Origin of the sequence: Pseudoalteromonas sp. T1lg23B (genome assembly GCF_002964665.1) — a bacterium.
GTDB lineage: Bacteria > Pseudomonadota > Gammaproteobacteria > Enterobacterales > Alteromonadaceae > Pseudoalteromonas.
On the sequence record NZ_PQBZ01000010.1, the window covers coordinates 1 to 13,232 of the forward strand.

At 42.6% G+C, this 13,232-nt stretch carries 15 protein-coding genes; all 15 read right to left on the bottom strand.

The window, feature by feature from the left end; all coding sequences use genetic code 11:
- Positions 1 to 114 precede the first annotated feature (114 nt).
- Positions 115 to 660: a hypothetical protein gene (locus C2M32_RS03525; protein WP_158678094.1), complete on the bottom strand. Its 546-nt coding sequence runs from the start codon at positions 658 to 660 to the stop codon at positions 115 to 117.
- Positions 661 to 708: 48 nt separating this feature from the next.
- A complete protein-coding gene (locus C2M32_RS20965) occupies positions 709 to 843 on the bottom strand; it encodes a hypothetical protein (protein WP_267894515.1) in 135 nt (44 codons plus the stop codon).
- Positions 844 to 1,313: 470 nt separating this feature from the next.
- Complete coding sequence (locus tag C2M32_RS03530; protein WP_234401212.1) at positions 1,314 to 3,440, bottom strand: winged helix-turn-helix domain-containing protein; 2,127 nt, start codon at positions 3,438 to 3,440, stop codon at positions 1,314 to 1,316.
- A gap of 346 nt (positions 3,441 to 3,786) precedes the next feature.
- On the bottom strand, positions 3,787 to 4,203 hold the full coding sequence (locus C2M32_RS03535; RefSeq protein WP_105167142.1) for a F0F1 ATP synthase subunit epsilon: 417 nt from the start codon (positions 4,201 to 4,203) through the stop codon (positions 3,787 to 3,789).
- 14 nt (positions 4,204 to 4,217) lie between these two features.
- Positions 4,218 to 5,603 carry a F0F1 ATP synthase subunit beta gene (atpD, locus tag C2M32_RS03540; RefSeq protein ID WP_105167143.1) on the bottom strand — a complete coding sequence of 462 codons (1,386 nt, stop codon included), beginning with the start codon at positions 5,601 to 5,603 and terminating at the stop codon, positions 4,218 to 4,220.
- A gap of 32 nt (positions 5,604 to 5,635) precedes the next feature.
- Positions 5,636 to 6,496: a F0F1 ATP synthase subunit gamma gene (gene atpG, locus C2M32_RS03545; protein WP_105167144.1), complete on the bottom strand. Its 861-nt coding sequence runs from the start codon at positions 6,494 to 6,496 to the stop codon at positions 5,636 to 5,638.
- A gap of 58 nt (positions 6,497 to 6,554) precedes the next feature.
- Positions 6,555 to 8,096 carry a F0F1 ATP synthase subunit alpha gene (gene atpA / locus C2M32_RS03550; protein ID WP_105167145.1) on the bottom strand — a complete coding sequence of 514 codons (1,542 nt, stop codon included), beginning with the start codon at positions 8,094 to 8,096 and terminating at the stop codon, positions 6,555 to 6,557.
- Positions 8,097 to 8,110: 14 nt separating this feature from the next.
- The gene (atpH, locus tag C2M32_RS03555) at positions 8,111 to 8,644 is read right to left on the bottom strand and encodes a F0F1 ATP synthase subunit delta (RefSeq protein WP_105167146.1); all 534 of its coding nucleotides are present in this window, start codon (positions 8,642 to 8,644) and stop codon (positions 8,111 to 8,113) included.
- Between the two features lie 15 nt (positions 8,645 to 8,659).
- Complete coding sequence (gene atpF, locus C2M32_RS03560; protein WP_070990440.1) at positions 8,660 to 9,130, bottom strand: F0F1 ATP synthase subunit B; 471 nt, start codon at positions 9,128 to 9,130, stop codon at positions 8,660 to 8,662.
- 57 nt (positions 9,131 to 9,187) lie between these two features.
- Positions 9,188 to 9,421, bottom strand: a complete 234-nt coding sequence (gene atpE / locus C2M32_RS03565; protein WP_070988097.1) for a F0F1 ATP synthase subunit C — start codon at positions 9,419 to 9,421, stop codon at positions 9,188 to 9,190.
- A 54-nt stretch (positions 9,422 to 9,475) separates the two neighbouring features.
- Positions 9,476 to 10,327: a F0F1 ATP synthase subunit A gene (gene atpB / locus C2M32_RS03570; RefSeq protein WP_105167147.1), complete on the bottom strand. Its 852-nt coding sequence runs from the start codon at positions 10,325 to 10,327 to the stop codon at positions 9,476 to 9,478.
- 15 nt (positions 10,328 to 10,342) lie between these two features.
- On the bottom strand, positions 10,343 to 10,723 hold the full coding sequence (locus C2M32_RS03575) for an ATP synthase subunit I (RefSeq protein ID WP_105167148.1): 381 nt from the start codon (positions 10,721 to 10,723) through the stop codon (positions 10,343 to 10,345).
- Positions 10,724 to 10,862: 139 nt separating this feature from the next.
- Positions 10,863 to 11,792, bottom strand: a complete 930-nt coding sequence (locus C2M32_RS03580; RefSeq protein WP_105167149.1) for a ParB/RepB/Spo0J family partition protein — start codon at positions 11,790 to 11,792, stop codon at positions 10,863 to 10,865.
- Positions 11,793 to 11,807: 15 nt separating this feature from the next.
- A complete protein-coding gene (locus tag C2M32_RS03585; protein WP_105167150.1) occupies positions 11,808 to 12,593 on the bottom strand; it encodes a ParA family protein in 786 nt (261 codons plus the stop codon).
- A gap of 14 nt (positions 12,594 to 12,607) precedes the next feature.
- Complete coding sequence (rsmG, locus tag C2M32_RS03590; RefSeq protein WP_105167151.1) at positions 12,608 to 13,228, bottom strand: 16S rRNA (guanine(527)-N(7))-methyltransferase RsmG; 621 nt, start codon at positions 13,226 to 13,228, stop codon at positions 12,608 to 12,610.
- Positions 13,229 to 13,232 lie beyond the last annotated feature (4 nt).

Below are 13,232 nucleotides of genomic sequence, written 5' to 3' on the forward strand. Positions count from 1 at the left end.
TAGTGCTGAGGGAGACTTTAGTGCTGAGGGAGACTTTAGTGCTGAGGGAGACTTTAGTGCTGAGGGAGACTTTAGTGCTGAGGGAGACTTGGGATCAAATGTAGGCCAGAGCAACTAATGTGCACATGGCCTCTCATTTGTTGACAAAGTCACTTGCGACTCATTTTGATACCATACTTTATTACTATAATCAGCTTCACTTAGCTTAATAGATAGAAGTACCTGATTGTCGTGAATACCATTCACTTCTACACGCTTCTTAAGGCCATTCATGCATGTCCATAATTGTTTTAAGTTAGACATGCCTTGAAACGCAGCTCCTTCTACCAGTAATACGCCCATTGATGTATTACTGCTGATTTTCGCCAGAATATCTCCAGAGCTATAGCTTCTCTCTTGTTCAGAGGCTCTACGAACGTAATCAACGAATCCTTCCTGATTGACGTTCAACTGTTTTGGAGTATTTCTATCTAACTCGGTTAGGTACTTTAAAATAACATCACCTTTTTGAACCGTGTTGCCCGATTCAAACACACTTTCAACGACAACTCCCGCCTCTCTAGCATAATAAAACTCTGTTGTTGGAGCTTGAAACGTCAGCTTCCCCACCAAAGTCGTCATCGTTAATGGCGCTATTAACAATCCATTTATTCCAATCAAAAATCTACTTCCTAATCGTCTTTAATGCCGCATTTATGCATCACGTGACTAATCCTTGTAAGATGTCGTTGGATTAACAGTGTCTGTATTTGTACCACCGGCTATTTTCTTTGTTTGCTGAGTGTTCAATGCTTGGTTATCTACTAGCTTCTTAAGTTTTTTAGTTTTTAGTTTTAAAAACATTTTGTTTTCCTTCTTATTGTTTAAATGTAAGTGCTCAATTCACAGTGCCATTCATCTGGCCCGCTTTGCTTGATAACTACATTACCCAAACAAGACAAAAACAAGAAATTATAAAACCTTATTTATTAACTCGTAACCATTTGTTATTTATGATTTTATTTTACATCTAAAAGTGTTTTCAAGTCATAATATTTGATGTACCGTTCCTTATGAGATAAAAATCAAAATCCATATAAAAATACCTGCATCAGAAACATCATTGTCATATTCTCACGAAGATATAGTCTAAATTCTTCTGATAGCGCTATTTATTAATACCACTTCATCGAAAGTCGACATTTGCATTAGATCAAATAATACCTAAAGAATGCACCGCATCGAGCTCATTGCAGTTGGAGAGGTAGAGAGTAACGAGGGAAAGCTTAATAAAGAGCTACTGAACGGGGCAATAGCTCATTGAGATAGTCAAATTAGTCTTGTACTTTGACCTTAAGTAACTGATTTTGTCTCACTTCCAGAATATCCAGTAATAGCTGGCCGGAAGTTTCAGAGATACGTAGGTTTTGAATGACAAATTTTGATGCATCTACGGAGTAAATTTCCGTAACGGGCTCTTCGGCATAAAAGTCTACTCGATATATACTTTTGCCATCTGAATGGTAGTAAAGACCGTTACCAATTGCTTCAGAATGTTTATATAACGCTTTTGGCAGATTCACCGTTACCGACACTTCACCTTTTTTAGCATCGTAAAGTAATACTTTGTCATCTGAAGACAGTGTCACATATTGGTAGTCATTAAGTTGGCCCACCCAACGTAAATTAACCATCGGCAACTTAGTTTCTTTACTATCTTCTAATGAATAGATATAGGCTCGACTTCTAACTTTCTGCTCGTCTAGCACCACATAGCCAATGCGATTATTGAATAAAAACTCTGATGATATGATAATTCCATCGACCGCCACTGAGGCAATGAGAGACAAAGACTCATAGTCATATATTTCTATTTTGTTTTGATATTGAACGAGTAGCCTATTCTGTTCTTTGTCATAACTTATTGCTGTATATCGCCCATTTGGTAAACCAAGTTGCGATGTTTGCCCATCACTATCAATTTTCTTGATTGCCAGCTTGTTACCAACTCGTCTCAGTAAAATGGTGTGGTCTTGTACATCAAGGGCATATACATCCTCATGAGGACTTTTAACTTTTTCTGTTAGTTGTCCTGATGTGACGTCATAGGTATAGATGTCTTGTAAAAATGGATAGCTTACTGTCAAGAACTCATCCAATCCGATTGACTGATAGCTGGCATAATTAATGTTACCTAGTAGTTTGGTGACATTTGTTAGCCTTTTTTCAGTAAGGGAATATCCGTAGACCTTGCTTTCAACCGTGTCGAGCCAAACCAGCATGTTTTTCGAGCGATCGTAGTTGAGCGCCCAGATTCTATTTTGCGTTTCGTACAGCTTAACCTGATTACCACCATCTAAATCAGTCATATACAGTTCGCTGGTATCTAACTGCAAACGCTCAAATATGATGGTTTCCTTCTCTGGAATATATGCCAATAAATTATCGCCATATGAATTCAAATTAGGAGAGGTGATTTGATATTCCTCACCAGAAACAAGATTCCGGCTAGTCAGTGCTGCCAGCTCATCTTTATTTCTATATCCACGCTTAGAATAGATAAAATGATTATTATCAACGCCTATTCCTGAAAGCCCCGCAGGCTCACACGGGAAAAGGTATTCGCTGCTGGAATTGAAATCCGCGTTTAAGCGCCACACTTGACAGGTATCGTCTTTGACAATGCGATAATAAACGGTGCTTGAATCAACCGACCATCCAACCGGAAAATAGTTAACTTGCTCTTCGCCCAGACGCTTCTCGTAACCAGTGTTTAGGTCTTTAACAACCAAAGTATAGTTTTGTCCCTCACTTGGAATAAACGCAAATAGCAACTGTCGTTTGTCTGGCGACAAGTTAAGCAAGGTGTAGCGTCCTTCTATCCAAGAAAGAACACTTTCTTCAATAGACTTTTCTACCACATCGGGCTGGGAGTCGACTATTGGCGTAAATTGACTGCCAAGTAACACTAAAGCCAAAGCCCCGGCAATGAAAGAAGCGGCTTTTATACTTTTGGCTCGCTGAGATTTCCCTGTAGCTTTAATAGAAGTGTCTGTTTGATGAGGAGTAAAAGGAGTGTCTGGAGAGGTATGCTGTGTTTCAGAAGATAATTGATCATGATAAATAATGATAGGCTCAAAAACGAAACTGTATCCTTTGCGATAGTGGGTTTTTAGTACTATTCCCCTTTGTTTATCTGACTTCAGTATTTTTCGCAGCTCTGAAATAGCGCGGTTAATGGCGTTATCATCTACATAATTTTGACACCAAACATCGTCAACCAGATTTTGACGTGTGATCACTTGGTCATTGTTGATAATAAAATATGAAAGTAACTTAAATAATAAAGGCTCGAGCTCCCTTTCAACATCCCCATCCGAAATAGTTTGAGTTTTGGGATCAAACACCCAAGCCCCAAAATGCACTTCCTTTACTTTCCTTGAAAAACTAACTTCATTCATGGTCGCCATTTAAACATCGTTTATTATTGGAGTTATTATAATGCTGTCTTTACAACCCAGCTTCTGAAACCGATGACTAATATTGTTTAAAAGCTGGCCGCTTTGATCGTAATTTCGAAACTATAATTGTACACGTAGTGAAGCCAATTGATATTCAATATATTAATTTTTTTATTATTTCAGATAGAAAAAAAGGTATCAAGCTAGCTTAATGTTCTAAAAAAGCATATTAAAACGCAATAGTTATCAATAACACACTTAAGTCATCATAAGCAAATTTACTATCCTAATAAATAAAAAAGCCCGCACATCATGTGCGGGCTTTTTAAACCAGATAGGTTTGTATTTACTTGCGCAATTCGCGGATAACACGCAGCTGAGCAATTGCTTCAGCCAATTGTACCGCGGCAGCTTGATGGTCAAGTTCAGTCGCTGAAGCTGAATCCATTTGTGCTTGCGCTTCACGTTTAGATTCTTCTGCAGCTTGCTCATCTAAGTCTTCACCACGAATCGCAACGTCCGCTAGGACCGTGACGGTTTTTGGTTGAACTTCAAGCGTACCACCTGCAACGTAGATGATCTCTTCTTTACCATCTTGCGTCACTAAACGTACCATACCAGGTTTTAGGCCAGTCAATAGTGGGGCGTGACCTGGGTGAATACCCAACTCACCTTCACTACCGGTCACTTGGATCGTAGCAGCTTCACCAGAGAACACGCTCTGCTCTGCACTTACTACGTCAAGATGTACTGTCAATGCCATATCAACCCCCTAAATTACATGTTTTTAGCTTTATCAACTGCTTCGTCGATAGAACCAACCATGTAGAAAGCCTGCTCTGGCATATCATCGTAGTCACCGTTTAGGATGCCTTTGAAGCCTGAGATAGTGTCTTTCAGTGAAACGTATTTACCAGGTGCACCTGTAAATACCTCAGCTACGAAGAACGGCTGAGATAGGAAACGCTGGATCTTACGCGCACGAGATACAACTTGCTTATCTTCATCAGATAGCTCGTCCATACCTAGGATAGCGATGATGTCTTTAAGTTCTTTATAACGCTGAAGAACTGTTTGAACACCACGTGCTGTATCATAGTGCTCTTGACCAATAACTTGTGGGTCAAGCTGACGAGATGTTGAATCTAGTGGGTCTACCGCAGGGTAGATACCAAGAGACGCGATATCACGTGAAAGTACAACTGTTGCATCTAAGTGCGCGAACGTTGTCGCTGGTGATGGGTCAGTCAAGTCATCCGCAGGTACGTATACCGCTTGGATTGAAGTGATTGAACCAGTCTTAGTTGAAGCGATACGCTCCTGCAGTACACCCATTTCTTCAGCAAGTGTAGGCTGGTAACCTACCGCTGATGGCATACGACCAAGAAGTGCTGATACTTCAGTACCCGCTAGTGTATAACGGTAGATGTTATCTACGAAGAAAAGTACGTCACGACCTTCGTCACGGAACTTCTCAGCCATAGTTAGACCCGTCAAAGCAACACGTAGACGGTTACCCGGTGGCTCGTTCATCTGACCGTAAACAAGCGATACTTTATCAAGTACGTTTGAATCGTTCATTTCGTGATAGAAGTCGTTACCCTCACGAGTACGCTCACCAACACCAGCGAATACTGAGTAACCGCTGTGCTCGATTGCGATGTTACGGATAAGTTCCATCATGTTTACGGTTTTACCTACACCGGCACCACCGAATAGTCCAACTTTACCACCTTTAGCGAACGGACATACAAGGTCGATTACCTTGATACCTGTTTCAAGTAGTTCAACTGAACTTGATTGATCTTCATATGAAGGCGCTGCACGGTGAATAGACATACGCTCTTCTTCACCAATTGGACCTGCTTCATCAATAGGCTGACCTAACACGTCCATGATACGACCTAGGGTCTTTGTACCAACTGGAACCATGATTGGCTCGCCTGTGCCTTCTACTGATGTACTACGACGTAAACCGTCAGTAGTACCAAGTGCGATAGCACGTACCACACCGCCACCTAGCTGCTGTTGAACTTCTAAAGTCAAACCAGCTAAGTCGCCTTCTGTTACTTTTAGTGCGTCATATACGGCTGGCACGTTGTCTTGTGGGAACTCGATGTCCACAACGGCGCCGATAATTTGGACGACCTTACCTAAACTCATGTCTATTCCTCTCGTTAAACTTTGCCGAAGCGTTATACAGCTGCTGAGCCGCCAACAATCTCACTGATTTCTTGTGTGATTGCTGCCTGACGCGCTTTGTTGTAAACAAGTTGCAGCTCATCCATCAGGTCGCCTGCGTTATCAGTTGCGGCTTTCATCGCAACCATACGGGCAGCCTGTTCAGAGGCGGCATTCTCAACTACACCTTGGTATACTTGTGACTCAATAAAGCGTACCAGTAGCGTTTCTAAAATCGCTTCTGGGCTTGGCTCATATAAGTAGTCCCAAGCGTAGCTTGATACTTCTTCTTCAGCTTTTGGCAAAGGCAATAACTGATCGATTACGGGCTCTTGCTTCATGGTATTTACAAACTTGTTGTATACCACGTACAAACGGTCTATTTTTCCTTCAGCGTATGCATCAAGCATCACTTTTACAGGACCAATTACGTCCTGAATCGAAGGGGTATCTCCTAACCCTGCTTTTTTAGCAAGTAGTTGACCACCAAAACGCTTAAAGAAACCAGCAGACTTGCTGCCGATGGTTGCAAACTCTGCGTCTACACCCTTTTCTTTCCACGCTTTTACGTCTAATGCCACTTTTTTGAACTCATTTGAGTTCAAACCGCCACATAGACCACGGTCAGTAGAGATAACAATATAACCAACTCGCTTCACGTCACGTTCTGCTAAGAACGGATGACGGAAATCAAGGCTAGCTTGAGCAACACGACCGATCACTTTGCGTAAGTTCTCAGCGTATGGACGGCTTGAAGCCACACGGTCTTGCGCCTTCTTCATTTTTGAAGCGGCAACCATTTCCATTGCGCTGGTGATCTTTTGAGTATTCTTGATACTCCCGATCTTGCTTTTAATCTCTTTTCCGCTGGCCATGACTCTCTCTCCGAATCAAGGTGAGTGTTAGCGATAACCCTCACCTAGCATAACTAAATTACCAAGTTTGCGTTGCTTTGAACTTCTCTAGAAGTTCTTTAAGCTGCGCTTCGATCTCAGCGTTGTAGTTACCTGTTTCATTGATTTGAGCCATTAGCTCTGCGTATGTGCTGTTTGCGTAGCCGATAAGCGCTGCTTCAAAGTCACCGATCTTGTTGATTTCGATGTCTTTTAGGTAGCCTTTTTCAGCTGCAAATAGTGACAGAGACATTTCAGCAACAGACATTGGAGCGTACTGTTTCTGCTTCATTAGCTCAGTTACGCGCTCACCGTGCTCAAGTTGTGCACGAGTTGCATCGTCAAGATCAGAAGCGAACTGAGAGAACGCCGCTAGTTCACGGTATTGAGCTAGCGCTAGACGGATACCACCACCTAGTTTCTTAACGATTTTAGTTTGCGCAGCACCACCTACACGAGATACCGAGATACCAGCGTTAACAGCTGGACGGATACCTGCGTTGAATAAGTCAGTTTCTAGGAAGATCTGACCATCGGTGATAGAGATAACGTTGGTAGGTACGAATGCAGAAACGTCACCACCTTGAGTTTCAATGATTGGCAATGCCGTCAATGAACCTGTTTTACCTTTCACTTCACCATTGGTGAACTTCTCAACGTAATCAGCGTTAACACGTGATGCACGCTCTAGAAGACGTGAGTGAAGGTAGAATACGTCACCTGGGTAAGCTTCACGACCTGGTGGACGCTTAAGTAGCAATGAGATTTGACGGTAAGCAACAGCTTGCTTAGACAAATCATCATATACGATTAGTGCATCTTCACCGCGGTCACGGAAGTATTCACCCATAGTACAACCAGCAAATGGCGCTAGGAATTGTAGCGCAGCTGATTCTGAAGCTGATGCAACAACAACGATAGTGTTTGCAAGTGCACCGTGCTCTTCTAATTTACGTACTACGTTAGCAATAGTAGACGCTTTTTGACCAACCGCTACGTACACACACTTAACGCCCGTGTCTTTTTGGTTGATGATAGCATCGATTGCTAGTGCAGTTTTACCAGTCTGACGGTCACCGATCACAAGCTCACGCTGACCACGACCAACTGGAATCATCGCATCGATAGACTTATAACCAGTTTGTACTGGCTCATCTACTGATTGACGCTCGATTACGCCTGGTGCGATTTTTTCAACTGGTTCAAAACCGTCGTTATCAAGTGCACCTTTACCATCGATAGGTTGACCAAGTGTGTTTACAACACGACCTAGTAGACCACGACCAACAGGTACTTCTAAGATACGACCAGTAGATTGTACTTTTACGCCTTCTTTAAGGTCTGCGTATGGACCCATTACTACTGCACCTACTGAGTCACGCTCAAGGTTTAGTGCGATAGCATAACGGTTGCCAGGAAGCTCGATCATCTCACCCTGCATACAGTCAGCTAGACCGTGAATGCGGATGATACCGTCAGTAACAGATACAATTGTACCTTCGTTACGAGCTTCACTTACAACTTCAAACTGTTCAATACGTTGCTTGATCAGCGCAGAAATTTCTGTGGAATTAAGTTGCATGCTCTTTTTCCCAATTACGATTGTAGTGTAGTAGCTAAGCGGTTTAGCTTACCGCGTACTGAGCCGTCGATGACTGTGTCACCAGCCTTAATAATAAGGCCGGCTACCGTGCTTTCATCAACACTACAATTTAGCTTAACTTTGCGTGCGAAACGTTTTTCAAGTGCCGCTACTAGATTTGTTTGCTGCTCTTCAGCCAATTCTGTTGCAGAAATCACGTCTACATCGATTTCTTTGTCATATTCTGCTTTAAATTCAGCATATAACTGTGCAACTGCTGGAAGTGCAACCAAACGACCATTTTCAGCCATCACCTTAATAAGGTTCAAAACTTGGTCGTTGATTTGCTCTGCACAAACTTGAGCGAAAACCTCAGCTTGTTTTTCAACAGAGGCGCTGCCAGCTAGGAAACGCGCGATTTGCTCATTCTTTGCTACTTCACCAGCAAAGAAAAGCATCTCGTTCCAAGCATCAACAGCGCTTTTTTCAACAGCAAACTCAAAAGCCGCTTTAGCGTAAGGACGAGCGATAGTAGCCAATTCAGACATGCTCATACCTCCTTATTACAGCTCAGCGACAAGTTTTTCAACGATGTCACTGTGTGCAGCTTGATTGATTTCACGTTCTAAAATCTTCTGTGCACCAACCACTGCCAGAGTAGCAACCTGCTTACGCAAGTCTTCTGTCACACGGTTACGCTCAGATTCAATTTCAGAGTGCCCTTGAGCAATGATTTTCTCACGCTCTTGCTGACCACGCGTGGTTTCTTCATCCACGATCAACGCAGCGCGTTTTTTCGCTTGCTCGATGATTTCAGCCGCTTGAGATTTTGCTTCTTTTAACTGCTCAGCAGCTTCAAGACGCACACGCTCAAGCTCTTTTTCCGCTTCGTCAGAAGCAGCAAGACCGTCTTCAATTTTCTTTTGGCGAGCTTCAATCGCACCGTTTAGCGGTGGCCATACATACTTCATGCAGAACCATACGAAAACGATAAACGCGATTAATTCACCCAGTAGAGTGGCGTTTAAGTTCACAACCGCTCCTCCTCAAATTAGTTGTTCGATAAACAAATTGGCTTATAAAACCAGTAATTACATTACGAACAACAATACCATCGCGATACCAACACCGATCATCGCGATCGCATCGATAAGACCAGCAACGATGAACATTTTAACTTGAAGTTGAGGTGCAAGCTCTGGTTGACGAGCTGCAGACTCTAGGAATTTACCACCAAGAGTACCAAAACCAATTGCAGTACCCAACGCACCTAAACCAATTAGAAGTGCAACAGCGATATATTTAAGACCTAGTACGATTTCCATTATTGTCTCCGATTTATTTAAATTTAAAGTTAATGAATTTGGTGTTTATATCTATTAATGATCCGACGTTGCCATGCTTAAATAAACAACGGTCAGCATCATAAATACGAATGCTTGTAATACGATAACTAGGATGTGGAATACCGCCCAGATAAAGTGTAATGGTAACTGGAACAAGCCAATTGATGCGATGATGATGAAAATCAATTCACCCGCAAATAAGTTACCGTGTAGACGCAGCGCCAACGAGATAGGGCGAGCAATCAATGTAATAAATTCCATCACGAAATTCACAGGGATAAGTAACGCCTGAACAAACGGATTCTTAGCCGTGAACGGGTGAAGTGTTAGCTCTTTTACAAAGCCCATAACACCTTTAGTACGGATGGTATAGAAAATGATTAGTGCGAATACACCTAGTGACAACGCAAACGTTAGGTTAACGTCAGTAGTCGGTACCACTTTCATGTATACATCATGAGGATCCACGCCCATAGTCGCAGCACCAATTTGCCCTGCAGCAAATGGAAGGAAGTCAACCGGGATCAAATCCATCAAGTTCATCAGAAATACCCAAACGAAAATTGTTAGGGCTAGAGGAGCAATCAGTTTACTCTTACCGTGGAAGGTATCTTTCACGTTCGAGTCAACGAATTCAACGATCATTTCTACGAAGCATTGCATTTTACCTGGCACGCCAGTGGTCGCTTTATTAGCGGCACTTTTGAAAATCCAGATAAAAACAAGACCTAATAGAATTGACCAAGCCAAAGTATCTACATGCCAAGTCCAGAAACCAGCCTCACTACATGCCTTGTTAAATGCGAGACCTTGATCGGTCGTACACATTTTGGCATTCGTAAGGTGGTGCTGAATATAGCCTTGTAAGCTTTGTTCTGCAGCCATTGTTTTTCCTAAAAGTTAATGATTAAAAAAAATCGATGTACACCAATGCACGATGGTTACGATGATAAAACTAACAAACAGCCATAACGGCGCAACTGCTAGGACTTTAAATGCCACCAAAAATAGTGCAGTAGTTAACAAAAATTTTAACCCAGCGCCTCGTTTAAACGATTTGTGCACTTGGTTTGCCTTGCTTGCGCCCATATATCGAAAGGCATAAACGGCAAATACTAAATTGGGAAGCACGGCTATCACTCCACCGGCTAGTGCCGACTGAGCTGCCAAAGCTCCCCAACATACAAAAACGATAACTGCGATGGCTAACGCCACGACTCCCTGATACAAAACACCTTTTAATGCGGCACGCCGATATGGGCTTACTAACGATTGAGTCACTTTTAGTTAACCTTTAATGGCGTAAAAATTAATCAGGGTCTTAAAACTGGCGAAATTATACTTATATTTGGTGATTTTGCAACTTGATGAGACAAAATGTGGTGCTTTTTCGACACCACATTTGCCTAATATTCATGCATTAGGAAGGTTGTTGCATGTCTGACTGGATACGACCTAAGATACCATCTAGTTCATCCAAATTGGCATATGAAATAACCAATTTTCCCTTGCCTTTTTGATTATAATTAATTTCCACTTTGGCGCCTAAATTTTCGGCTAATTGTTGTTCTAACAATTTGACATCTGGATCTTTTTCTTTTGTCTGTTTTTTATCCGCAGGCTCAAGAATATTGCGCACTAACTTCTCTGTTTCACGCACGGTTAAAGCCTTGGCCACTGCGGTTCTGGCAGCGTCAGATTGCTCTTCACCTGTGAGGGCTAACAAGCAGCGAGCATGGCCCATTTCTATGTCACCATGTTCCAACAACTTTTTAACATCATCATTAAGATTATTGAGTCTAAGTAAATTCGTTACTGTGGTGCGTGATTTACCCACCGCATCAGCTACTTGTTGGTGTGTTAATTCAAATTCATGTAGCAGCCTGTCTAGCGCAACGGCTTCTTCCATAGCATTGAGATCTTCACGTTGAATATTCTCGATAAGCGCAATGGCAACAGCAGCCTCATCAGGCACATCCTTTAGAATACAAGGCACCACATCTAGCTCAGCAAGCTGTGCCGCTCGCCAACGCCTCTCACCTGCAATTATTTCAAACTGATTATCACCGGTAGGGCGAACCACGATAGGTTGTAACACCCCTTGTGCTCGAATTGAACTGGCCAGCTCCTCTAGAGCTTGCTCTGACATATCTTTACGCGGCTGATATTTACCCGGTTTTAAAAATTCAATCGGCAGACGTTGTAGTTCTGAATCACTAGCAACGCGATTAACGCTTTCATTCACGTTAACAACCGTTTCAGCGTCAATAGACTCTTTGCTAGGGGCAGGTTTGGAAGAACTGAGTAGGGCATCCAAGCCTCGGCCTAAACCGCGTTTTTTTACCGACATGTTGTTATTATCCTCTTAGGCAACCGCTGCGGATTGTTTTTCTTTACGACGTAACATTTCGCCTGCCAAAGCCAAATATGCTTTTGCACCGCTTGATGCCCTATCATAATACATAGCCGGCGCACCAAAACTAGGGGCCTCTGCTAAACGCACATTACGCGGGATCACGGTGCGATATACTTTATCACCAAAATGTTGTTTCAGTTGCTCAGATACATCATTGGCAAGGCGATTTCGCGGATCATACATGGTGCGTAAAATTCCCTCAATTTGTAATTCTGGGTTCACCAATTTAGCCAATTGCGTGATAGTATCCATCAATGCAGTGAGACCTTCCAATGCATAGTATTCACACTGCATGGGAACTAAAATCGAGTCCGCCGCCGCCATCGCATTGACTGTCAACATATTCAAAGAGGGCGGGCAGTCGATAAAAATAAACTCGTACTTATCTTTAATTAACTCAAGCGCGTTACGTAAGCGTACCTCGCGCGCGAATAACTCCATCAGCTTCACTTCTGCAGCCGTGACGTCTCCGTTAGCAGCAATAAGATGATACTCACCAGATGTTTCTTTGCAGATCACATCATCAATGGTTTTCTCTTCGATCAGTAAATCATAGATGGTTGCGACGTCACCATATTTGTCGACACCACTACCCATCGTTGCGTTACCTTGCGGGTCTAAATCAATTAATAAAACCTTGCGCTTAGTTGCCGCCATCGAGGCTGCTAGATTCACAGCCGTGGTGGTTTTGCCAACGCCACCTTTTTGGTTTGCAATTGCAATGACTTTTGCCACGTTGCCCTCGAATACTAATCTTTTGAAAGAATGATTAAATGTCGCTCTGCATCTAACTCTGGCACGGCAAGATGAATATCCTGTTGCAAGGTGATCCCTACAGGCAGTTGTTCAAGTTCTTGTGCCGGAAATTGGCCTTTCAATGCCAAAAAGTGGCCTGATTGGTCGATTAGGTGTCCACACCAATCAACCATATCCTGCAATGACGCAAAAGCACGGCTGAGTACACCATCTAATTTAACACTTGGCTGATATTCTTCAACACGAGACTGCACTGGAGTCACATTATCCAAGCCAAGCGCATGTTTTACTTGCATTAAAAAACGTACACGTTTGCCCAAACTGTCTAATAATACAAACTGAGTGTCGGGCAAGGCAATAGCCAATACGATGCCAGGTAAACCTGGTCCGGTGCCAACATCAATGTAATGCTTACCGCTAAGGTGTGGCGCCACAACCAAAGAATCCATGATGTGCTTTACCATCATTTCTTTTGGGTCGCGTACTGAGGTTAAATTGTAAGCTTTATTCCATTTATCGAGTAACTCAACATATTGCACTAATTGTGCTTGTTGATGTTCACTTAGCGCAAGTTCCGTTTGCGCTAACAAAGAAGTCAGTTGTTGCTGTAACACAGTA

What these genes read in the sequence shown, in the direction of transcription:
- C2M32_RS20965 (WP_267894515.1), bottom strand. Translation starts at nt 843, where the DNA reads ATGTTTTTAAAACTAAAAACTAAAAAACTTAAGAAGCTAGTAGATAAC.
- C2M32_RS03530 (WP_234401212.1), bottom strand. Translation starts at nt 3,440, where the DNA reads ATGAATGAAGTTAGTTTTTCAAGGAAAGTAAAGGAAGTGCATTTTGGG.
- C2M32_RS03535 (WP_105167142.1), bottom strand. Translation starts at nt 4,203, where the DNA reads ATGGCATTGACAGTACATCTTGACGTAGTAAGTGCAGAGCAGAGCGTG.
- atpD (WP_105167143.1), bottom strand. Translation starts at nt 5,603, where the DNA reads ATGAGTTTAGGTAAGGTCGTCCAAATTATCGGCGCCGTTGTGGACATC.
- atpG (WP_105167144.1), bottom strand. Translation starts at nt 6,496, where the DNA reads ATGGCCAGCGGAAAAGAGATTAAAAGCAAGATCGGGAGTATCAAGAAT.
- atpA (WP_105167145.1), bottom strand. Translation starts at nt 8,096, where the DNA reads ATGCAACTTAATTCCACAGAAATTTCTGCGCTGATCAAGCAACGTATT.
- atpH (WP_105167146.1), bottom strand. Translation starts at nt 8,644, where the DNA reads ATGTCTGAATTGGCTACTATCGCTCGTCCTTACGCTAAAGCGGCTTTT.
- atpE (WP_070988097.1), bottom strand. Translation starts at nt 9,421, where the DNA reads ATGGAAATCGTACTAGGTCTTAAATATATCGCTGTTGCACTTCTAATT.
- atpB (WP_105167147.1), bottom strand. Translation starts at nt 10,327, where the DNA reads ATGGCTGCAGAACAAAGCTTACAAGGCTATATTCAGCACCACCTTACG.
- C2M32_RS03580 (WP_105167149.1), bottom strand. Translation starts at nt 11,792, where the DNA reads ATGTCGGTAAAAAAACGCGGTTTAGGCCGAGGCTTGGATGCCCTACTC.